Raw genomic sequence first — 20,616 nt, forward strand, 5'->3', positions numbered from 1 at the left:
GATGCTGTCGATCGCGGCGGTGCGCTCGGCTGGCGGCGCCGCCGGCTATTTCGCCAAGGACAATTACTACACGCTGGAGGAATCCTCCGAGGCGAGCAGCTGGGCGGGAGAGGGCAGTGCCGACCTTGGTCTTGCCGGCGACGTCGGCAAGGAGGGCTTCGAAAAGATCCTCAACGGAGAGCTGCCAGATGGTGAGAAGGTCGGCCAGGTAGAGAACCGCAGGCCGGGTCTCGACATGACCTTTTCGATGCCGAAGTCAGCCTCGGTCATGGCCTATATCGCCGGCGACAAGCGTATCCTTGCGGCCCATATGGAGGCGGTCAAGGCGACGATGAGCTGGGTCGAAAAGAACCTCGCCGAGGGCCGCAAAGATATCGACGGGCGCAAGGTGCCGATCCGCACCGGCAATCTCGTCTATGCTCTATTCCAGCACGACACGAGCCGCGCGCTCGACCCGCAGGGCCATATCCATGCCGTGATCGCGAACCTCACGAAGATGCCCAATGGCAAATGGCAGGCGCTCCACAACGGCGCGCTCTGGAAGAACAACAGCGTTATCGGTTCGATCTACCACGCCTTCTTTCGCGATCGGATCGAGAAGCTGGGTTATGAGGTCACTTCGACCGGGAAGCATGGCACCTTCGAGATTGCCGGCGTCGCCAAGGAGGTGCTCGAGCTGTTCAGCCAGCGGCGCACGGTCATTCTCGGCAAGGCGCTCGAACTCGGCATCAGGACCGCCGAGGGTCTGCGGGAAATCACCAAGAACACACGCGATCCCAAGCTCAGCATGGGCGATCGCGAAGTGCTGCGCCAGGAATGGATCGACAAGGCCGCGACAGTCGGATTCGACGGCAAGGATCTGATGGCGGCGGCGATCGAGCGCATAACCCGCAATCCGGACCGCGGTATCATGGCGCGGGGCTATGAAGCGGTCAGCGAGGCCATCCGTTCCGCGCGCGGGATGGTGGCCAACTTCCTCCGCCCCAACGACCCCCTTGTCGACCGCGGCCTTGCACGGCTCACACAATCACCGGTCGAGGCCCGCGCGCAGCTCGCGGTTGCTTCGGCGGTCCGGATCCTTTCGCAGCGCGAAGCGGCCTGGGAACTCAATGTGCTGGCGAAGACTGCGCTCGACCTGCGCCTCAAGGGCGTGACGATCACCCATGTCGAGAGCCGGATCGGGAATTTGCTGGAGAAGGGCACCCTGATCCCGGGCAAGTCGCATCGTCATGACGGGATCGTCACCATGGCAACGACGCCCGAAGCAATCCGTACCGAAGAAGCGATCATCTCCGAAATGGAGAAGGGCAGGGGCATGGTCTCGCCAATTATCGACGCGGCCGATGCGCCCGCGCGCCTGCAGGCAGCCTCGAAGGTGACGCTCAATGCCGGCCAGCTCGCCGCGGGTGCGATGATCGTGTCATCGCGCGATCGTATCGTCGCTGTCCAGGGTATCGCCGGGGCCGGCAAGTCGACGATGCTGCAAGCGGTGGTCGAGGTGGCACATGCTGCGGCGAATATTGCAAAGACCGAGGGGCACAATGTCCTGGGACTGGCCTTTCAGACCAAAATGGTGCGTGATCTCCAGGAGGGGATCGGCGCTCCCAGCCAGACGATCGCTTCCTTCCTCCTGCGCCACCAGCATGTTTTGCACCGGCAGGAGGGGCCACGATATGAGGCAGCGCGCGAAGCGCTCAAGAATACCGTACTGCTTGTGGATGAGAGTTCCATGGTGTCCAGCGAGCAGACGATGAAGCTGGAGCGGATCGCCAACCTACTGGGCGTGGAGAAGCTCGCCCTGATTGGCGACCGGCAGCAAATATCCTCGATTGACGCGGGCAAGGCCTTTGCACTGGTACAGGCGGCGGGCGTGACCATCGCCCGAATGGACGAGAATCTTCGCCAACAGGGGGATATTCTGCCTGTTGTCGCAGCGCTCGCCGATCGCGGCCAATCGGGTGAGGCCATCAGGGTCCTTGGCGAAAATGTGATCGAGGATAAGGACCATATCGAGCGTGCAGCCGATATGTGGCTGGAGTTGGCGCCCGAAGAACGTGAAAGAACGGCGCTCTTTGCATCCGGCCGCGAGGCGCGAGAGCATATCAACATGCGAATCCAGGAAGGGCTGACCGCAGAGGGGACGCTTGGCAAGGACAGTCTTGCGCTCACGATATTCGAGCGCGTGAACCTCACCCGCGAAGAGCTGCGCTACAGTCAAAACTGGCGGGCGGGCCTCAAGCTCGACGTTATGTTCCGGACCGACGAACTCGGGCTCGGCAAGGGCCTTTATGACGTCGTGAAGGTTCAAAAGAACGGGAAGATCGAGCTATCCGACGGAAAACGTCGGTTCCGGATCGACCCGCAAAAGCTCTCGCCGCATGCCAGCGAGGACCGGCTCGGCCTCTCGGAACCAAAATCGATCGCGATCCATGAAGGCGAGACAATCCGCTGGACCGCGAACGACAAGGCGCGCGGGCTCGACAACAGCGCACTGGCGAAGATTATCGGAATCGGCGCGGCGGGCGTGACCATCGAGACGACGTCGCGCGAGCAGCTCACGCTGCCGCACGGCGATCCGATGCTCTCTCGCCTCGATCTTGCCTACGCGCTGAACATGCACATGGCCCAGGGCATCACCGTCGACAAGGCGATCGCGGTCATGTCGTCCTTCGAGCGGTTCCTCTCGAACCAGCGGCTGTTCAACGTCACAGTGACGCGTGTGCGCGAGGCGCTGATGCTTGTCGTCGATGACAAGGATCGTCTCATAGCTCAGATCGAGCGCACGCCGGGGAACAAGACGTCGGCCCTCGAGACGACCGGGAAGATCGATGTCGACGGGCGAAGCGAGCAATCGGCGGAGATGTTGGCGGGTATGCTGGGCGAGACGGTGGATTTCGACCCAGGCGAAATCCCGCTAGACGATCTCGCGGCGCCGATTGAGGGCTGGTCGCCAGATAATCCCAAGGGTGACAAGCCGGCGACCGAAGGGCAGGGGAAAGAGGCGAAGCCGGGGAGCGACCTTCGGGCACCCGATCCTGACCCCATCGATCTCGACAGTCTGCCGCCGCTACCCGAGCGCACCTTGGGGCTAGACCTGTGAGCGGGCGTGAGCGATCAGGCGCCAGGCGTGGCATGCATCTCCTCGGGCGCGTAAAGTGCCATATGCGACTCTCCAGACGCGCGGGAGGGGCGCTGGTCCTTGGTTTGCTACTTGGGTCCGCCATGCTCTCTGGATGCAACAATGATGCGGATGCGCAGGGAGCGAGGGGCACGCCTTGCTCACGCCCTTACGTCTATGACGGAGATTACATTCGGTGCGACGAGTTCGGGCGTTCACGGCTATACGGCATAGATGCGCCCGAAATGCCGGGGGCCTGCCGGCCCGGCCGGAACTGCGTGCCGGGCGACCCCTACGACAGCCGCGACAATCTGCGCGCGCTGGTTGCGAAGGGGAACATCATGTGCCGTCAGCTTGACACCGACCGCTACGGGCGGCCGGTCCTGCAGTGCTGGAACGAGGACGGCGATCTCGCCTGCCAACAGGTGGCGGCGGGGCAAGCTGTCCCGCGTTATGGTCGTTTGGAGTGCCCGCCGAGCTATCAATCAAGCTCGCCGGAGTAGCAGCGATGCCAGGTCGCACGTCGCAGGGCATGTATCGCTTTGCTTAAAGCTCTCCCACCCAAGCGCGTTCGGATGCCGCAAGCCATTCGACGGCCAGCTCAAAAGTTTCGGGAAGATCGTCAAGCGGTTCGGGCCACTTTATGCGTTCGCCATTGCGGTAAAGCCCGCTATGCGCTTCGCGCAAGTCCAGCAGGGCCTTGCAGACAACCTTCGTCCATTCACTATCGCGAGCAAGCTGACCTTGAGGCAGGAGCCTCAGGCGCTCCTCTAAATTCTGCACCGCTTCGGTAAAGGATCCCCCCGTCACGACAGGGAGCCAATTTGCGGAGAAGACGTAATCCATCGCTGGAAAGAGGATTTGATCCTCGCTGTCCCACGAAAGGTCGCGCACAATATCAACATGGTCCTGCCAAAATCCGAGCGCGGCCCAGACACCCTTTCCATAGTGGTCCTGCCAGCTCTGGAAGGCATAGCCTTCTTCCGTTACGAGTTTGTCGATAAGTTCAAAGGTCATAGCGCCCCCTCTTGGTGATTGACCATATCGCCGATGACGAGGCTGTCATATCCCATATTCAAGTCTATCATGCCGAGTTTCAGCGGTTTTCTTTCCGGAATGTCCTTCCGTAGATGATCGCATCATATGTTCAATTGCGCTATAGTTCGGTCCATGACCGAACTCGATCCTCATACGCTTCGCGTCGCCGCCTCGCTCGTGCGCTCGCGCATCGACAGCCTCAAGCGTGATCCGCGTATGGACGGTCTTCAGCGCCTCGGAGCGCACCGAACGCTTACCCAGCTTGCGGTCGATCTCGAGGTGTCTGCCGAACATGTCGGACCGCGCCGCCGCCGCACGACATGACGCCGACCCGCCTTTTCGGGGTGATTTCCGCGTTTAGCCTGCGTCGGCGTCGTTTGGCGGCGCAAAGGCTGGTGTGAGAACAGAGCGCTTTGCGCGAGGCGCCCGGGCTGGGCCGCGTTCCTGCGTGGGACTGCCGGCCGCTGGCCCCTTTTTCGTCCTGGCTGCAGGAGCGGACGCTACCTTCGGCTTGCGGCCGAGACCAATCTTCTTGGCGAGCGCGCGGCGCTTTTCGGCATAGTTGGGCGCTACCATCGGGTAGTCGGAGGGCAGGTTCCACTTGGTGCGATATTCGGCTGGCGTGAGCTGATAGTGCGTCATCAGGTGCCGCTTCAGCATCTTGAGCTTCTTGCCATCCTCGAGGCAGACGATGTGGTCGGGCTTCACCGAAGCCCGGATCGACACTGCAGGTTCCTGTTTCGCTTCCGGCACTGTATCGGCCTTGCCGAGACGTTTTAGCGCATCGTGCACATTCTGGATCAGCGACGGCAGATCACTCACGGCAACACTATTGTTGGTGACATGCGCGGCCACGATGTCGGCGGTCAACGTGATGAGTGTGCTGTCGCGTTCGGTTGCTTCGGTCATGCTTTGCTGGCTTTCCAGGCTAGGCAGAGAGGATCGGTGAAGCCGTGTGGCTAGCGGGAAGTGGCGTGCTTCGCAATAAGCGTCGCAACGTCCCGCTTCATGGAGAATTCTGCCTGAAGCGCCCACTTTTTGAGGCAGCAACAAATGACATCTATGTCACTTTACCACCAAAGCCCTGAGCTAAAGTGACATAGGTGGCAAAGGCGGTTCGCCGGTCTGCATGAGCAATTGGGGGATTCACAAGAGTCCCGCTTTGTGCTTGATTCGTTCCATGTTCCAGCAGGATCTCTTCGCATCGCCGGCCTCCCAGCCAACGACAAGCATGCCGGACATAGTCCGCACGATCGCGGAGCATTCCGCGCGGCCGCGCTACACCTTCATGGTGCTGGACCTTATTGCACGTGTCGCCCGGCCGAACGGGCAGGCGGGCCCTCTCGTTCGAGAAGGCGAGGCGTTGGTGCCGATCCGGGAGTGGCTGGCTGCGGCAATCGCGCCGAGCGGCGCGCGCTATCATCATCGCCGCATGACCGCGGACAAGGTACGGGCGGCGCTCGAGGCCAAAGGGGAATTGCCGGATGACCGGGACGAGGCCGAGCGTCTCGTTGACGCACAGATCGGTGAGCGCATCCGGGAAACCGGCATGACGGCGATCAGCCGCGCGGTATCGGAGCTGGTGCGGGCAGGGCTCATCAAGCGCCATTACCAGGGCTGTTGGGTCGACCACGAGAACCGCGGCGCTCAGCGTCATGCGGTCTATACGGTGACGGACCCCGTCCGCGCCGCGCTCCAACCGAGCATCGCCACCAGCGAAAATCAGCGCAAACCCTATGTGCGCGGTGCGCACGGTCAACCTCGAACGGCGGCGGCGCGGTAGGTTCTTAAATGCCCTTAGCCTTTGGGTTCGCCGGTCTCGCTGGGGCGAACGCGCCGTGAGGTCTTCGCCTTGAGAAGCTTCACCGTTCTGGAATCTCGTGTTCCGCCGAACCAGCGGTCGAGTGCTGCCGCGATCAGGGGATGAGTGCTGGCGGCTTCAAATAATGTCAGCGACGAGTGAAGCTTCATCGCGTCGACCGTGCCGAACACGGCAATCGGATCATTGGTTGCCAGGTCCTGTAAGGCTGTGACGCATTCGATATACCGTGGCCCCAGGACCGGATGATTGAAATAGGCTTGTGCCTCATCCAACGATTGAAGCGCGAACTGCCGTGAAGTCGAGCTTTGCCCCAGGCCCGAGAGCTGCGGGAAAATCCACCACATCCAATGGGTGACCTTCTTGCCACGGCGGATTTCGGAAAGTGCCGGCGCATAAGTGAGCGTCTGCATCTCGACGAAACGTTCGGACACGTGATTGGCGGTCATAAAGGCTCCAGCGACACCTGGGCCGCGAGCGTATCGACTAGCACCTTGATGACGAAATTAGAGAATTCGCCGTTCATGGCTGGGCCACTTCGCCGGAGGGCGGAGGCAGTCTGTCCAGCTTGGCAAGGAAGAAGCGTTCGCTCCAGAGATCGACCGATTTGAGTTCGGCCGGGCGCAGGAAACGGCGCACATCGTCGGCAGCACCCTTCCAGTCGATCTTCGCGATCGTGTTCCCCAGCGCTTCGTTCAGCCACGCCATGTCGACGGCGATGCGATCATCGCCCGCCCAGGGGCCGGCTTGGATGAGCGCCGTGCGCAGAAGCGGCAGATTGGGCGCTACTCCTTTGGCGACATACCAGGAGAAATCGAACCAGTCCCTGCCCTTGAGAAAGCCCCGACAAAGGAGGGCATGAATCTTGAGCGCGAAGTTGGATGCCAGATCCTGGTGGCGAACCTCATGGTCTGCCGGGAAGTCGAGGAAGGTCGACGCCTCAGTGGAGCCCGCAGGCGGGTTGACGTCGATCTCAAGCTTGATCCGGATCGTCTTTGGCTTGCCCGTTCCGGCGAAAGACAAGTCGAGCTGGCTCGCGATGGAATCGTTCTTGATCAGCGCCTGGCGGATAGTCTTGTCCATCTTCGCCTTGGGCAGCGCATCGAGCTTCAGCCCGAACTGGCCGAACACCTCGATCAGCGTCTTGAGATAGGGCGTCCAGTCGAAATCCGGGTCGGGTTCCCGCAGCAGGAAGTCGAGATCCTCGGAGAAGCGCGGCAGGCCGTGGAGGATGCGCAAGGAGGTGCCGCCCTGGAAGAGCGCGACGTCGAAGAAGTCGCTGCGCCAGAGGGCATAGAGCGCGATTTCCTGGAGGATTTCCTTGACCGCGTTCTCTTCCTCGAGCGCGTTGGCGGCATCGTAGCGGCGCAGTCTCTCCTGGATGATGTCAATCATATGCTGACGGTCCATTCCTGGCCGTCAGCACGGCGCTTTCGAGCGAGGCGAGGAAGGTGCTCACCGCCTTGTGCTTGTAGACCGGTTTCAGCTTGGCGAAGTCCTTTCGCCGGAGCCCGAGGAGCATGTCTTCGTCGACCCGCATGCCATCGGTCAGCCACTCGATTCCCGTCCACTGTTCCTTCCGCAGGGCGACCAGATCCAACAGGGCCCTTAGCGGCTGCGCGACGAAAGCGGTGAGCTTGCCCACTTGCACCCGATCGACGCCGGTCAGAAAATGATAATCCGCGATTGCGAGCGGATGAAAACTGAAGGGTCCGAAATCGGGCGTTTCAAAGCGGAGTGTCTTGCGGCCGGGCGACACGCTCGCGGTCACGAAGACCGCCTCGGGGATCCAGCCATGATGGGCGAGCGCGCTTTCGAACGAGACATAGCTGCCCGGTACGAGAGCTTGCGCAACGGGGAAGGGATGGATGGCCTCGCTGCGATAGCGCTTGCCCAGCAGATAGGTGCCGCGCTTCACGCGAAGCAGGGAGCCATCCTTGAGCGCGCGGTTGACGAGGCCGTAGCGCCGCGCGTCACCGCCACCCAGCAGATTGCCGAGCTGGCGCTCGCTGAGGATATGATCGGCCAGACCCGCTGCTGTGACCTGTTGTGCCAAGGATGACATGAAATTCCTGATACTTCCAATTTATGAAAGTTTCCAGAATTTTCTTGTCCTGGATATCGTAGAGCAAGAGGGGCAACCGCAGGTAAGGCATATATCGCCGAGCCTGATCGATTCAGGTGGCTAGCGTGTAGCCCGACAAGCGCGAGAACTCCCTCGCAGTCGCTTGGACTTTCGTGGCATCAATGCCCATCACTTCGACGAACTGCCGTTGCAGATCGGGGCTGACTTCCAAGAAGAAGGAGAACACGGGCGCGTTGAAGTCGCTGGCGCTCTTGGGGTCGGCGATCAGCGCGGCGAGTTGACGCGCGGAGAGGTTCGCTCCGTAAGGAGCGTTCACCGTCGCCAACACCAAGCTTGCCGCCTTTGCCATCTCAAACCTGTACCATGATCCTGTCAGTCACACCGCGTATATAGCCGTGGGCATTATCAAACTAGCATTACAGTTGCATTTTTGATTGAACTCTGGATCAAAAGGTCTCCATGGTTTGGAGGCTGTGGATGACGGGTGCATCGATCGAAACGACGCTGGAACTGTGAGGTCCTCGCTGCGGGACGTAAAGAGCCGCATGCGCGGATTGTTCACGCAGTAGCGAGTTGCGGTGTCGGCGAATCTGTTTCTGGACGGTTTGTTGAGCGATGAGCGCCGCAAGACAGGCTGACCTCGATCGCAAGGTGGAGGCTGACGGCCATCACCTCGTGCCACTCACCTCCCAAGCCGTTGCGGTGCTCAGGGTGCTATGGCCGCTCACCGGCAACGGCGAGTTGCTGTTCCCTAGCAATCGCCACACGCATCGGTCGATGAGCGAGAACGCGGTCGGCTACCTTCTCAACCGTGCCGGCTATCATGGTCATCACGTGCCGCGCGGCTTACGTGCCGCTTTCTCGACCATCATGAACGAGTGGGCCGAGCGGCAAGGCAAAAGTCATGACCGCAAAATCATCCACTTGATGCTAGCCCACGTTCCGAAAGAGAAGGTCGAGAGTGCTTACAGCCGCGCCGCCTACATGCCACGCCGGCGGGAGCTAGCGAAGGTGTGGGCCGACATGTTGAGCGATAGCTTGCCCGATCCGGGCGCCCTTATCCAGCGGCCCGTGAAGGCGATCGGGTCGCAATCGCGCCGGTCGATCGCGTCGCTCGTTGACGGCGACTTCCGATTCCCGGCTCGTCGCCCCGTCGCCTAACGACGTGGCGCGGCGTCGCCCGGTTGTCACCCGCCAGAAACCGCATGACCCTTGCCGGGTTCTGCTGGCCAGAAACACATTTGGGGCTGAGAATAGGGGAAAGCGTGCCGCGCCGGCTCTGCTGATTAGATAGATTTGCGTTGCTGGAACCCGGATTGGGATCATCTCGCGACAGGCGCGCCGCACCTCGGGAACGCCCTCGCAGACGACGGAGCCCAGAACAGCACCTGCAGGGTTGCAGATCATATTCGCCGGCGCGCATCATGTCGCCATGGCCCCGAAACGAGACGTGGAAGCTTTATACGATAATCCCCATCTGTCTGGCACGTTTGACGGCTTGCGCGCGACGGCTCACACCGATCTTTCCATAGATTCGATTGAGGTACCATTTCACAGATCCCTCTGTGAGCCCGACGGCATCAGCTATCTCACGATTAAGTTGACCGTTGCCGACGCGTCGCAAGATATCGACCTCACGTTCGGTAAGCGCGTCGAGCGCAGAAATCAGGTCGCTTTCGCCGAAGAACCGGTCGGTCTTGGCGGCGTTGGATGGCAAATTGCCTTGTTCGCCGTTCCACCGCTGGACCAGCATCGCTAGATAGCCGTCGAGACTCGACCCCTCCTCTCCCGTGGCGCCGTCGACGCCGCGCCCCGCGAGGAGCGACATGACGACTTCGCCGCCGTCGAGAAAGCTGCGTACGAGTCCGGCGTCGCGACCGTGCAGCGCCGCCCCGAGCAGCGTGCGACGCGCCTGGCTGCGGTCGCCGTTCAATGCCTCCAAAGTCGCCGCGCGTACGCTCCATCGCACTGCCGCGGTTCGCCAGCCGCCTTTCAAGTAGAGATCCGCCCAGCGGCTGGCGACTACTGCGGCGTTGGCGAACTCGCCTCGCGCTTGCGCAAGCCGGACCGCCAGCAGCGCTCTTGCCTCATCCAGCAGCGATTTCTGAGCGGCGGGGAAATGGTCCTTCAACTCGGTCGAGACGTCACCTCGGCGAACGAAACGACCGATGCGATCCAGCCTGCCTTCGAGTAGGTAATGCCGAGCCGCTTCGGCAGCGACAGAGAGGCGGAGCCGTTCGAAACCATGCGCCGACGCGAGCGCCGCTGCATCGGCGAGGAGGTGTTCCACGATCTGCGTTTCTTTGCCGATCTGACGCAGGCGAACGGCAACCATCAGGCTCGCCACGCGCTGGTCGACATAGCCTAGCCCACGGCCGAGCTCCTCGTAGGTAGCGATAAGCCGCGCGGCCTCGGTACGGTCGTCCCTCTCGTAATGGACTTCCGCCATGAGCAAGCCTGGGATCGCCGCGAGCTCCGAGGTCTCACCCGCCAATCGCTGGGCCGAAGCCATGGCGAGTTCGAGCGCCGGCAATGCGCGCGACAGGTCCCCGCGGCGAAGGAGCGCCAGTCCGACCACCGAATGGTGCCAGATCCGAACGAAGATGCTGCCGGTCCTGCGGTAGTGCTGCTGCGCTTGTGCGTCGAGATCGTCGATCTCGCATCGGGCCGGCCGCTGCAGGCCGTGATACAGATGCGACGTGTAGACTGTGCCGAGAATGTAGTGATCGGAGATGGGTTCCGCCGTTTCGAGCTGAGCAAGCAGTTCTCTCGTCTCGGTCATCCGGTCGGTGAACAGCGCGAGCATCATTTCGCGATGGATTTGCAGGAATTGCAGCGATGCGCGATCGGTGCGATCGTCGACGCCGGCCTCGTCGAGTTGCCTCAGGCGGTCTCGGCTGGCGGCCAGGACGTCTTCCGCCTCCGAGAAGCGCCAACTGATGATCAAGAGCCAGGCCTGCGTGAAAAGGATGTGGGGGAACTTGTTGAGCGCCGCGGCGGGTAGTTGTTCGGCGAGTCCGACGAACGATCGTAGCTCTCCGCTGTAGAACATCGATTGGCAACGGCGATCGAGGATCAGCGCTGCGAGGTAGGGGTCGTTCGCGAGCATCGCATGTTCGAACGCTTCGGGGAGCAGGTCGTTGTCAGCGAACCAGCGTGCGGCTTCTCCGCACCGCCGCGCCATGCCGCCGGGCTCACGCGCCTCGAGTCGACGCTTCAGAAAGTCGCTGAACAGATGGTGATAGCGATACCACTGCCCGTCCTCGTCGAGCGCGACCAGAAACAACCCCGCCGATTCGATTTCGGCGAGAAGGCCGGCAGCGTCCTTGTTACCCGTCACTGCGTTCGCCAACGACGCGCAGACACGACCCAGACACGCCGTCGAAAGAAGAAATTCCTGCACCTCTGGTGAGCGATTGTTGAAAACCTCTTCGGCGAAGAAGGCGGCATATTTTCGCCGGCTTCCCTTCTCCGGTTCCAGCAACGGCACGTCGTCGCCGTCGGCGATGGCGAGGCTGAGAAGCCGCAGGCCGGTCGCCCAGCCTTCTGTCGACGCGTTGATCCGGGCGATGTCGTCCCGCGAGAGATGAGTCTGGCCGGCCTGCTGAAGAAACGCTTCGGTCTCCTCGTCGGCGAACCGCAGGTCGTGTTCGTAGAGCTCGACCAGCTCGCCTCGCGACCGCAGCCGCGCCAGCGGCAGGTCGTGCACCTCGCGCGACCCCATGATGATGTGAGCGTTGCCGGGAAGGTCGCGCAATAACGCGACGAGCGCGCTCTTCGCCTCCGACCGCAATAGAAAATGGAGATCGTCCAAGAAGATGAAGACGTCGCTGTCGATCGTCGCGATGGCGTCGCTGATCGCCGCGACCAGCACGTTGTTGGCCGCGAATCCTTCGGCCGACAGCAAGACCTTGATCTCCTCGATCGTGACGTCGGCCGCTTCCAGCGCTTTCGCCAATGCCTCGAACAGATCGCGCGAATCTCCGATCGTCGCGTCGATCGGGACCCATAAAGCTATTCCCCGTTCCTTGCTCAGCCGCCGATACCACTCGGCGAGCAAGGTGGTTTTCCCATAGCCGGCGGCGGCTTGCACTAGCGTGACCTTGGCGTCCCGGATCGCCGACTCACGATCGAGCAGCCGCTCGCGCTGTACGAGGAGCGCGGAACTCGCCGGCGGCCGATACCTAACGCGGGCGGTACGCATCACGCATTTCCGGAAAAAACGTCCTTACCAACCTTCGTTAGGTGACCGGGGTGCCACGCGGTCGTTAGCCTGTCAATTGCATGAAGTTCCTGACCGGTCGCTGACCTCATCAGGGAGAGTCGCGCAACGCAGCCAGACGCCAAGATCTGGCCAGGAGGGGATAGACAATGGCTGACCAGATCACGGATACCGTTTGCCCGCGCCGCCGTCTTCGCATCGGCGGTCTGCACCAGCTGCTGCTCTGCAGCGCCATGGCGATCTTCCCGGCTTCGGGCGCTTTCGCGCAGGCGACACCGGGGCCGGACGCCCCCGCGCCGCAGACTGGCACTACGGCAGCCCCCCAGACGAGCGAGGCCGACGAGGATTCGCTGACAGGCGACATCATCGTCACCGCGAACCGGCGCAACGAGAGCGCGCAAAGGACCGCGCTTTCCATCACGGCGTTCAATGGTGACCAGTTGACGCGTCTGGGAGTGACGAACGCGAGCGACATCGCGAAGATCACGCCGGCGGTCAGCATATATCAGATCCATCCGTCGGTCACGAATATCAACATCCGTGGCGTGTCGCAAAACTACTTTGCCGACCATCTGGAGGCGCCGATCGCCGTCTATGTCGACGATGCCTATATCGGCTCGACGAGCGCGATCGGCGTGCGCAGCTATGACCTCGAGCGCGTCGAAGTGCTTCGCGGACCGCAGGGCACCCTGTTCGGACGCAACGCGACCGGCGGCCTCATCCAATACGTGTCCAAGGGCCCGACCGAAACGCTGAGCGCCTACTTCCAGGTCACCGGCGGCGGCTATGAATATGGCAACGGCTTCGTGCAGACCGAAGGTGCGATCGGCGGCCCGATTGCTAACGGCGTTCGCGCGCGCTTCTCGTTCGCCACCAACAACGACGAGGGCCCCTGGCACAACGGCGTCGGGGCCAATCCGGGTAACACCAACGAATATGCGGCGCGTCTCCAGTTCGAATTCGACCTGGGCCCGAAGACGACGCTGAAACTGATCGGCTCCACCGACCTCAACCGCGACTCGCGTGGCGCCGCCTACACGACGCAGGCGGCGGGTGTCGGGCCGAACCAGCTTGGCTTCCCGCTCGCCCCCAATCAGATCGGCACGTACGTGAATCTGGCGGCGTTGCCGACGCTCGCCTTCATCAATTCGCCCTGCGCAGGTTGTGATCTGACCGGCTACCGCCAGGGATCGAACCCGTTCCGCATCAATTTGAGCAATCCCGGCGAGTTCGATCGCAGCATCTACTCGATCACCGGCAAACTCACCCATGATTTCGATGGCGTGACCCTGACTGGGGTCAGCAACTACCAGAACATCAAGAAGATATTCTCGCTCGACAGCGACGGTGGTCCGTCCCATCTGTTCGATTACGGCACCGAGATGAAATATGATCAGTTTTCGCAGGAGCTGCGGCTAAACGGCAGCTCGTCAAAGCTGAAGTGGGTGACAGGTGCCTACTATCTCGACATGAATGGTCGCTACGGCGTCGATGGACTGTTCGACCTCGGTCCCTATATCGGGCTCACCTGCACCGCTCCGGCCTGCACCGCCGGCTCGCCGGTTACGGATGCCTTCCGCGCCGACTACACGCTCAAGGTCCATAGCTGGTCGGTGTTCGGGCAAGCGGACTATTACGTCACGCCCGAATTCTACGTCACCGCGGGGCTCCGCTACACGCACGATCGCAAAAAATTCGACTATCGCTGGCGCGACCAACTCGGCTTCCAGACGGTGCTGACGGGCGGACCGGCGAACGTCGTCTACAATCCATCGACTGACCCGACCGCGGACCGATCCTTCAACAACGTGTCGGCCAAGGCGCAGTTGAACTACGCGCCCGACGCAAACACGCTTTTCTACGCCGGCTATACCCGAGGGCATAAGGGCGGCAACTGGTCGGGTCCGATCTTCCCGCCGATCGATGTCTCCTCGCTTCCACACAGGCAGGAGGTTCTGACCTCCTACGAAGCGGGCGCAAAGATCAGGTTCCTCGACGGCCGCGCGACGCTGAACGGATCGGTGTTCTACTACGACTATAAGGACTATCAGGCGTTCGCGATCGTCAATCTCGTTCAAAAGATCTTTAACGTCGACGCGACCAACTATGGCGGCGAGGTCGAATTCAAGGTCAATCCGACCCGCGGCCTCGACCTGGCGGTGTCGGCCGCCGTCAGCCACAGCAAGGTGAAGGACGTCCCACTACCCGACGGCGCGTTGGCGGATCGCGAATTGCCCAACGCCCCAGGACTCTCGCTGACCGGGTTCGCGCGGTACTCCTTCGACGCGCTCGGCGGTAAGCTCGCCGGCCAGGCGAACGTCAACTATGTCGGATCGCATTATCTGACTGCACTCAATGAACCGACCAACTTCCAGAAGGCGTATACGACGGTCGACTTGCGGGTGGACTACACCTTCCCGGGCGATCGTTGGAACGTCGCCGCCTTCGTGCGCAACGTGAACAACGAGAAGTACCGCATCTGGGGTCTCGACGTGTCGGCGTTGAGCTACGCGGCGAGCATCTACGGCCAGCCTCGCACCTTCGGCGTGACGCTCGGCTGGAAGTATTGAACCACCCGATGTCTCCCTTTTATTTCGCAAGAGATCCACGACATGGCAACGCAACCATCCGGCTCACCCCCGACGACTGACATCGACCTGTTCGCGGACGAAACCCTGCTCGACCCGTACGAGTCTTATCGAACCTGGCGAGACGCCGGTCCTGCTGTATGGTCGACCAGACACGAGGTCTGGATCCTGTCTCGGTTCGACGACGTCAAGCGCGCGTTGGCCGACAACGAGACCTACATTTCGGGCAAGGGCGTCGGCCTGTACGGACCTGCCAATGAGGCGCTTGAGGGTACGGTGATCGCCAGCGATCCGCCCGAACATGGCGCTCTCCGTCGCGTGCTGGCCGATCGCATGTCGCCCCGCGGGATCCGTGCTCTGCAGCCCGAGGTCGAAGCGGCGGCGAACTCCCTCGTTGACAGCATCGTCGCGAAGGGGTCCTTCGACGCGATGCCCGACCTGGCTCGGAAGTTTCCGCTGATGGTGATGGCCGACCTCATCGGGCTGCCCGGAGACGATCATGGCAGCTTGCTCGGCTGGGCCGATGCCGGCTTCAACACGTTCGGCCCGGCGAACGATCGTGCAGTCTCTTCGATGCCGATCGTCGGCGAGATGTTCGGCTACATCGCGAGCCTCGACGCCGACCCGTCGAAGTTGCGCGAAGGCAGCATGGGGCGCGAGATCTACGAGGCGTCCGAGCGCGGCGAACTTAAGTTCGAGCAGTGCGGGCGTCTCATGGCGGCCTATCTGATGGCGGGACTCGACACCACCATCTCTTCGATCGCCAACGCCGTCTGGCTGTTCGGACGGAATCCCGAGCAGTGGACGATCGCAAGGAGCGACCCCGCGCGCATACCGCACGTCTACAACGAGATCCTGCGCATCGAGTCGCCAGTCCAAACGTTCCGACGGACGCTGACGAAGGACGTCCAATTGGGCGATGCGCTGATGCGCGAGGGCGACGCCGTCCTGCTGCTCTACGGTTCGGCCAACCGGGACGAACGCCATTGGCAAGATCCGGACAAGTTCGACGTGCGACGTCGCTCCGCCGATCACCTCGCGCTCGGTTTCGGGATCCACAATTGCGCGGGGCAGGGCGTCGCCCGTCTCGAGGCGCACTCGCTGCTCGCGGCGCTGGCGCGCAAGGTCGAGCGGTTCGAGGTCGGGACGCCGAAGCGCCACCTGAACAATCTGATCCGCAACTTCGACAGTCTGCCCGTGACGCTGGTGCCGGCAGCGGAGATGGAAAATGCCTGAGAAGCCCCGTGTTCTCCTGATCGTCACGCAGGATACCAAGAAGATCGAAGGCGCGTTCCTTCGCGACTGCCTGGAGGAAGCCGGCTGCGAGGTCATCCACCTCGATCCCAGCGTCCGCCAGACGGTCGGCGGCGCCGAAATCGGACCTGACGAAGTCGCCGCGGCCGCCGGGAAGTCGATCGAGGAGATCCGGGCGATCGGTCACGAGGGCAAGATCCAATTGGAGATGATCGCCGGCGCGACCAAGCTGGCGCTTGCCCGCCATGAGCAGACTCCCTTGTCGGGGATCATCTCGATCGGCGGGTCTATGGGCACGACCCTGGGTACCGCGGTGATGCGCGCGTTCCCCTACGGCATGCCGAAGGTGATGATCTCGACCCTGGCCTCCGGGTTCACGGTGCCGTTCGTGGGCATCAAGGACATCGTGATGCACAATTCGGTGTGCGACATATCCGGCATCAACAGCATCACCCGCGACGTGTACCGCAACGGCGCGTTCGCCGTGGCCGGCATGGCGCGGCATTACGCGCCCGGCGTCGCCGAGAACAAGCCGCTCGTCCTCGTGAGTACGCTCGGCACGACCGAGAAGGGGATGCGCCGCCTGCGCGAAAGTCTCGAAGCCGACGGCTACGAGGTGATGGTGTTCCATACCACCGGCATGGGCGGCCAGACGCTCGACGCGATCGCCTCCGAGCGGGATGTCGCCGCCATCGTCGACATGTCGCTGGTCGAAGTGAACGACCTTTTGCACCAGGGAATCTGCAGCGCGGGGCCCGACCGCTCGAAAGCGGGGCCCAAACGCGGAATTCCCGTCGTCTTCGCCCCCGGCAACATCGATTTCTATATCATGCCGTCACCGATGGCGGTCGGCGACGATCCCTTCGATGGCCGCCGGTTCCACATCCACAACGCTGCGCTCACGGCCGTCAGAACGGGTGAAAAGGACTTGGAGATGCTCGCCGATCACATGGCCGAGCTGGTGCGCGGCGCGAAGGGACCGGTACGCTTCTACGTTCCGCTTCATGGCTTCTCTAGCCACGACAGCGAGGAAGGGAAACTGCACGATCCGTCGCTGCCGCCCAAGTTCGCGGAGTATGTCGAGAAGGTCATGCCCGACAACGTCGATGTCCGCACGTTCGACGCTCATATCAACGATGCGGCCTTCGGTGACGCGCTGGCCGACGCCGTGCGCGAGATGGTTGCCAATAAGATCGAAGCATGAGCACCGAGCCCATTCTTACCCCCGAAGATGTCGCCGACATCGTCGCCATTCTCGATGGCACGTCGTACGAGCGTATCGACATCACCACGAGCCGGTTCACCCTGCGCGTCGCGCGGTCGGGTGACGGCTGGACGCAGGACTGGTCCTGGAAGCAGGATGAGGATGCCCAGGCAGCATCGGCAGGCCCGATCGAGCCGCTGTCGTCGGGCAGTGCGACCGGGGTGCCCGATGACGGCACTGTCGCCGTGCGATCTCCCTTGCCCGGCGTGTTCTATCGTTCGCCTCAGCCTGGTGCGGCGCCGTTCGTCGACGTCGGCGACACCGTCGCACCGGACACGGTCGTCGGCATTATCGAAACGATGAAGCTCATGAACCCCGTCCACGCCGGCATCGCCGGCACGGTGGCCTCCTGGTCGGTCGACAATGCCGAGCAGGTCGATAAGGACGGAGTCATTCTGCGCGTCACGCCGGTGCCGGCGTGATCAAGCGGCTCTTCATCGCCAATCGCGGCGAAATCGCGCTGCGCATCATACGAACGGCGCGTCGGATGGGGATCACCACGATCCTCGGCGTATCGGAAGCGGATCGCCAGTCGATGCCGGCGCGCGCCGCCGACGAGACTGTCCTGGTCGGGCCGGCCCGGTCGAGTGACAGCTATCTCTCGATCGAGCGCGTGGTCGCGGCGGCCCGGGCGGCTCGCGCCGACGCCGTGCATCCGGGCTATGGCTTCCTGTCCGAAAATGCTGCGTTCGCCGAAGCGCTTGCCGAAGCCGGGATAATCTTCGTCGGACCCGAGCTGGCCAGCCTGCGTGCGATGGGTGACAAGCTGATGGCACGGAAGGTCGGGATCGAGGCCGGCCTGCCGGTGGTCCCGGGCGGCGAGGCGGCCGACAAGGACGCCGCACGCGCCCGTGCCGGAGAAACCGGCTACCCGCTGTTGCTCAAAGCCGTTTCCGGCGGCGGCGGGCGAGGGATGAAGCGCGTGGACGCGCCCGAGCAGCTGGATTCGCAAATCGACATGGCGATGGCCGAGGCGCTCGCCGCGTTCGGCGATGCTCGCGTCTATGTCGAGCGCTACATCGCACGCGGCCGACACGTAGAGGTCCAGGTGCTCGGCGACGGCGTCGATGCGATCCACCTCGGCACCCGCGACTGCTCGATTCAGCGACGCTTCCAGAAGCTCGTCGAGGAAGCGCCGGCGCCGGGCATCCCGCGCGAGAAGCACGAAGCCCTGATGGAGGCCGCGGTCCGGCTCACGCGCCATCTTGGCTATCGCGGCGCCGGGACGGTCGAGTTTCTCGTCGATGCCGAGACGTTCGACTTCTTCTTTCTCGAGATGAACGCGCGCATTCAGGTCGAGCATCCGGTCACGGAAGCGATCACCGGCGTGGATTTGATCGAGCAACAATTGTTGGTCGCGGACGGCCAGCGGCTCGGCCTCGCCCAGGACGACGTTTCGATCACCGGTCACGCCATCGAGACGCGTATCAACGCGGAAGAATGGACGGCCGACTTCCGGCCGTCGCCCGGAACGGTGCAGCGGGCGGCGTGGCCTGCCGGCGCCGGCATCCGAGTCGATAGCCACATCGCGAGCGGCGACGAAGTCCCGCCGTTCTACGACTCGCTGATCGGTAAGCTGATCGTCCTTGGAACCGACCGCGCTGAAGCGGTCGAACGCCTCGACGGTGCGCTTCGGGCCATGCAGATCGAAGGGGTCGCGACCACCGTCGACCTTCACGGCCGGATCGTAGCCGATCCCCGCTTCCGCGCGGGCGGCGTCGACACGCGCTTTTTCGAAGGACTGGCACATGGCTGAAATCGGCCTCGTCGACGTCTCCATGCGAGACGGGAATCAAAGCTGTGGGGCGCGACCGGTCTGCGGTCCGCGCAGATGCTGGAGATCGCGGGGAAGCTCGACCGAGCCGGCTTCCGCGCGATCGACTTCACGTCTTCGAGCCACATGGCGGTGGCGGTTCGCTACTTTCGGGACAATCCATGGGAGCGTATCCGGCGGATGCGCGCCGCGATGCCGCGAACGCCGCTGCAATTCATCACGACTGGCCTGCGCTTCATCGCCTGGCAGCAGGCCGATCCCGACTTCATGCGGATCGTCTACCGGCGCTTGCAGGCTAACGGCATCCGTCGGTTCGTGATGCTGGACCCGATGCATGACGTCGCCGCCGTTTTGGAGGCAGCACGCATCGTCAAGGAAGAGGGCGATGCGGAGGTGATGGCCGCTCTCACCTTCACACTGTCCGACGTTCACGACGATGCGTTCTACGCCAACTTCGCCGCGCAGCTGGCGGGCAGCCCTGACATCGATCTGTTCTACATCAAGGATCCGGGGGGCTTGCTGTCCCCGGAGCGCGCGAAGACGCTGGCACCTGCGATCAAGGCGTCGATCGGCGACAAGGCGCTCGAGATCCATCCGCATTGCACGATCGGCTTCGGCCCCGTCGCGGCATTGTCCGCGGTCGAGACCGGCGCGGTCTCCGCCGTGCACGTCGGGATCGGCCCGCTCGGCGACGGCAGCTCGCTGCCCGAAGCCGGTCGCATGCTCGCGAACCTCGCGGAGGCCGGTCATCCGGTACCGGTCGACGCCGGGCTGCTCTCCGAGATCAGCGACTATTGGTGGCGGCTCGCGCGGGCGGAGAAGCTGGAACCTGGCACCCCGCAGAGCTACGATGCGAGTTTTCTGCGGCACCAGATCGCCGGCGGCGTGATGACGACGACCAAGCGCCAGTTGCAGGAACTCAACCTGCTGCACCGTCTGCCTGAAGTCATCGCCGAAACCGAGCGGGTGCGATCCGAGCTCGGCCAGCCGATCATGGTGACGCCGTTCCCGCAGATGGTCATGAGCCAGGCTCTGTTCAACGTCATCGGCACGGGCCGGTATGCCCAAGTGTCCGATCAAGTGCTCCGCTACGTGATGGGGAAATTCGGTCGGCCGACGCGGCCGGTCGATCCCGTGGTCGAAGCCGCGATCCTCAACCGCAACCGGGCTGCGGAAATCGCCGCGGAGCCGGATTTTCCGACACTCGCCGATCTGCGCCGCCGCTTCGGCGCGTCCATGGACGACGAGGAATTCCTGCTGCGTGCGGTGATGCCCGGCGAGCAGGTCGATGCGATGCTCGCGGCGGGGCCCAGCTTGGCGCGGTACAATCCGGGGGCCGTCCCCATGCTTGAGTTGCTGCGCGCGCTCGCCGCCCGCCCGGCCGCCAGAGACATCGTCGTCGAGCGCCCGGGGTTGCGTTTGGCGCTTCACGCGGGAGACGCAATTGCCTGAG

17 protein-coding genes and 1 pseudogene are annotated in these 20,616 nt (G+C 62.9%); 11 read left to right on the top strand and 7 right to left on the bottom strand.

What is annotated here, in order from left to right; genetic code table 11:
- Nucleotide 1 precedes the first annotated feature (1 nt).
- Entirely contained in the window at nt 2–3,100 is a 3,099-nt protein-coding gene (mobF, locus tag Q0316_RS09315) for a MobF family relaxase (RefSeq protein ID WP_022684075.1), read from the top strand.
- Nucleotides 3,101–3,664: 564 nt separating this feature from the next.
- Here mobF and Q0316_RS09320 read toward each other — a convergent pair.
- Nucleotides 3,665–4,135 carry a hypothetical protein gene (locus Q0316_RS09320; RefSeq protein ID WP_022684073.1) on the bottom strand — a complete coding sequence of 157 codons (471 nt, stop codon included), beginning with the start codon at nt 4,133–4,135 and terminating at the stop codon, nt 3,665–3,667.
- Between the two features lie 153 nt (nt 4,136–4,288).
- Between Q0316_RS09320 and Q0316_RS09325 the strand changes: the two genes are divergently transcribed.
- Nucleotides 4,289–4,480 (top strand): hypothetical protein, encoded by a 192-nt coding sequence (locus Q0316_RS09325; RefSeq protein ID WP_028056202.1) that lies wholly within the window; start codon nt 4,289–4,291, stop codon nt 4,478–4,480.
- Nucleotides 4,481–4,513: 33 nt separating this feature from the next.
- Here Q0316_RS09325 and Q0316_RS09330 read toward each other — a convergent pair whose 3' ends face one another.
- Nucleotides 4,514–5,065 (bottom strand): MucR family transcriptional regulator, encoded by a 552-nt coding sequence (locus Q0316_RS09330; RefSeq protein ID WP_037504814.1) that lies wholly within the window; start codon nt 5,063–5,065, stop codon nt 4,514–4,516.
- A gap of 271 nt (nt 5,066–5,336) precedes the next feature.
- Here Q0316_RS09330 and Q0316_RS09335 point away from each other — a divergent pair, with 271 nt between their 5' ends.
- Nucleotides 5,337–5,939: a hypothetical protein gene (locus Q0316_RS09335; protein WP_028056201.1), complete on the top strand. Its 603-nt coding sequence runs from the start codon at nt 5,337–5,339 to the stop codon at nt 5,937–5,939.
- A 14-nt stretch (nt 5,940–5,953) separates the two neighbouring features.
- Here the strand turns inward: Q0316_RS09335 and Q0316_RS09340 are convergent, their stop codons facing one another.
- The 4 genes from Q0316_RS09340 to Q0316_RS09355 all read right to left on the bottom strand — a co-directional run bounded on the left by Q0316_RS09340 (nt 5,954) and on the right by Q0316_RS09355 (nt 8,410).
- The gene (locus Q0316_RS09340) at nt 5,954–6,424 is read right to left on the bottom strand and encodes a DUF1810 domain-containing protein (RefSeq protein ID WP_022684068.1); all 471 of its coding nucleotides are present in this window, start codon (nt 6,422–6,424) and stop codon (nt 5,954–5,956) included.
- A 73-nt stretch (nt 6,425–6,497) separates the two neighbouring features.
- Entirely contained in the window at nt 6,498–7,370 is an 873-nt protein-coding gene (locus Q0316_RS09345) for a nucleotidyl transferase AbiEii/AbiGii toxin family protein (protein ID WP_022684067.1), read from the bottom strand.
- Nucleotides 7,363–8,040, bottom strand: a complete 678-nt coding sequence (locus tag Q0316_RS09350; RefSeq protein ID WP_022684066.1) for a hypothetical protein — start codon at nt 8,038–8,040, stop codon at nt 7,363–7,365. The genes Q0316_RS09345 and Q0316_RS09350 overlap by 8 nt, the downstream gene beginning before the upstream one ends.
- A gap of 112 nt (nt 8,041–8,152) precedes the next feature.
- Nucleotides 8,153–8,410: a hypothetical protein gene (locus Q0316_RS09355; protein WP_028056200.1), complete on the bottom strand. Its 258-nt coding sequence runs from the start codon at nt 8,408–8,410 to the stop codon at nt 8,153–8,155.
- Nucleotides 8,411–8,520: 110 nt separating this feature from the next.
- On the opposite strand from Q0316_RS09355, the pseudogene Q0316_RS09360 reads away from it, so the two are divergent.
- Nucleotides 8,521–8,696, top strand: a pseudogene (locus Q0316_RS09360) (IS701 family transposase); the annotation flags it as partial.
- Nucleotides 8,677–9,222, top strand: a complete 546-nt coding sequence (locus Q0316_RS09365) for a hypothetical protein (RefSeq protein WP_028056199.1) — start codon at nt 8,677–8,679, stop codon at nt 9,220–9,222. The pseudogene Q0316_RS09360 and the gene Q0316_RS09365, both read left to right, overlap by 20 nt.
- A gap of 298 nt (nt 9,223–9,520) precedes the next feature.
- On the opposite strand, the gene Q0316_RS09370 is transcribed toward Q0316_RS09365, so the two are convergent.
- Complete coding sequence (locus tag Q0316_RS09370) at nt 9,521–12,265, bottom strand: LuxR C-terminal-related transcriptional regulator (RefSeq protein WP_022684065.1); 2,745 nt, start codon at nt 12,263–12,265, stop codon at nt 9,521–9,523.
- Between the two features lie 167 nt (nt 12,266–12,432).
- On the opposite strand from Q0316_RS09370, the gene Q0316_RS09375 reads away from it, so the two are divergent.
- The 6 genes from Q0316_RS09375 to Q0316_RS09400 all read left to right on the top strand — a co-directional run bounded on the left by Q0316_RS09375 (nt 12,433) and on the right by Q0316_RS09400 (nt 20,615).
- Entirely contained in the window at nt 12,433–14,853 is a 2,421-nt protein-coding gene (locus Q0316_RS09375; protein WP_022684064.1) for a TonB-dependent receptor, read from the top strand.
- 42 nt (nt 14,854–14,895) lie between these two features.
- Nucleotides 14,896–16,107, top strand: coding sequence for a cytochrome P450 (locus Q0316_RS09380; protein ID WP_022684063.1), 1,212 nt, complete (start codon nt 14,896–14,898; stop codon nt 16,105–16,107).
- A complete protein-coding gene (locus Q0316_RS09385) occupies nt 16,100–17,329 on the top strand; it encodes a Tm-1-like ATP-binding domain-containing protein (protein WP_022684062.1) in 1,230 nt (409 codons plus the stop codon). The genes Q0316_RS09380 and Q0316_RS09385 overlap by 8 nt, the downstream gene beginning before the upstream one ends.
- Nucleotides 17,326–17,811 carry a biotin/lipoyl-containing protein gene (locus Q0316_RS09390; RefSeq protein WP_022684061.1) on the top strand — a complete coding sequence of 162 codons (486 nt, stop codon included), beginning with the start codon at nt 17,326–17,328 and terminating at the stop codon, nt 17,809–17,811. The genes Q0316_RS09385 and Q0316_RS09390 overlap by 4 nt, the downstream gene beginning before the upstream one ends.
- Nucleotides 17,808–19,145, top strand: a complete 1,338-nt coding sequence (locus Q0316_RS09395; protein WP_022684060.1) for a biotin carboxylase N-terminal domain-containing protein — start codon at nt 17,808–17,810, stop codon at nt 19,143–19,145. The genes Q0316_RS09390 and Q0316_RS09395 overlap by 4 nt, the downstream gene beginning before the upstream one ends.
- Nucleotides 19,146–19,220: 75 nt before the next feature.
- Nucleotides 19,221–20,615, top strand: coding sequence for a biotin carboxyl carrier protein (locus Q0316_RS09400; RefSeq protein ID WP_238564978.1), 1,395 nt, complete (start codon nt 19,221–19,223; stop codon nt 20,613–20,615).
- The last annotated feature ends 1 nt before the right edge of the window (nt 20,616 follow it).

Origin of the sequence: uncultured Sphingomonas sp., from assembly GCF_937871615.1 — a bacterium.
Classification (GTDB): domain Bacteria; phylum Pseudomonadota; class Alphaproteobacteria; order Sphingomonadales; family Sphingomonadaceae; genus Sphingomonas.

What these genes read in the sequence shown, in the direction of transcription:
- Q0316_RS09400 (WP_238564978.1), top strand. Translation starts at nt 19,221, where the DNA reads ATGCTGGAGATCGCGGGGAAGCTCGACCGAGCCGGCTTCCGCGCGATC.
- Q0316_RS09350 (WP_022684066.1), bottom strand. Translation starts at nt 8,040, where the DNA reads ATGTCATCCTTGGCACAACAGGTCACAGCAGCGGGTCTGGCCGATCAT.
- Q0316_RS09340 (WP_022684068.1), bottom strand. Translation starts at nt 6,424, where the DNA reads ATGACCGCCAATCACGTGTCCGAACGTTTCGTCGAGATGCAGACGCTC.
- Q0316_RS09330 (WP_037504814.1), bottom strand. Translation starts at nt 5,065, where the DNA reads ATGACCGAAGCAACCGAACGCGACAGCACACTCATCACGTTGACCGCC.
- Q0316_RS09320 (WP_022684073.1), bottom strand. Translation starts at nt 4,135, where the DNA reads ATGACCTTTGAACTTATCGACAAACTCGTAACGGAAGAAGGCTATGCC.
- Q0316_RS09355 (WP_028056200.1), bottom strand. Translation starts at nt 8,410, where the DNA reads ATGGCAAAGGCGGCAAGCTTGGTGTTGGCGACGGTGAACGCTCCTTAC.
- mobF (WP_022684075.1), top strand. Translation starts at nt 2, where the DNA reads ATGCTGTCGATCGCGGCGGTGCGCTCGGCTGGCGGCGCCGCCGGCTAT.
- Q0316_RS09375 (WP_022684064.1), top strand. Translation starts at nt 12,433, where the DNA reads ATGGCTGACCAGATCACGGATACCGTTTGCCCGCGCCGCCGTCTTCGC.
- Q0316_RS09325 (WP_028056202.1), top strand. Translation starts at nt 4,289, where the DNA reads ATGACCGAACTCGATCCTCATACGCTTCGCGTCGCCGCCTCGCTCGTG.
- Q0316_RS09365 (WP_028056199.1), top strand. Translation starts at nt 8,677, where the DNA reads ATGAGCGCCGCAAGACAGGCTGACCTCGATCGCAAGGTGGAGGCTGAC.
- Q0316_RS09380 (WP_022684063.1), top strand. Translation starts at nt 14,896, where the DNA reads ATGGCAACGCAACCATCCGGCTCACCCCCGACGACTGACATCGACCTG.
- Q0316_RS09370 (WP_022684065.1), bottom strand. Translation starts at nt 12,265, where the DNA reads ATGCGTACCGCCCGCGTTAGGTATCGGCCGCCGGCGAGTTCCGCGCTC.
- Q0316_RS09335 (WP_028056201.1), top strand. Translation starts at nt 5,337, where the DNA reads ATGTTCCAGCAGGATCTCTTCGCATCGCCGGCCTCCCAGCCAACGACA.
- Q0316_RS09345 (WP_022684067.1), bottom strand. Translation starts at nt 7,370, where the DNA reads ATGATTGACATCATCCAGGAGAGACTGCGCCGCTACGATGCCGCCAAC.
- Q0316_RS09385 (WP_022684062.1), top strand. Translation starts at nt 16,100, where the DNA reads ATGCCTGAGAAGCCCCGTGTTCTCCTGATCGTCACGCAGGATACCAAG.
- Q0316_RS09390 (WP_022684061.1), top strand. Translation starts at nt 17,326, where the DNA reads ATGAGCACCGAGCCCATTCTTACCCCCGAAGATGTCGCCGACATCGTC.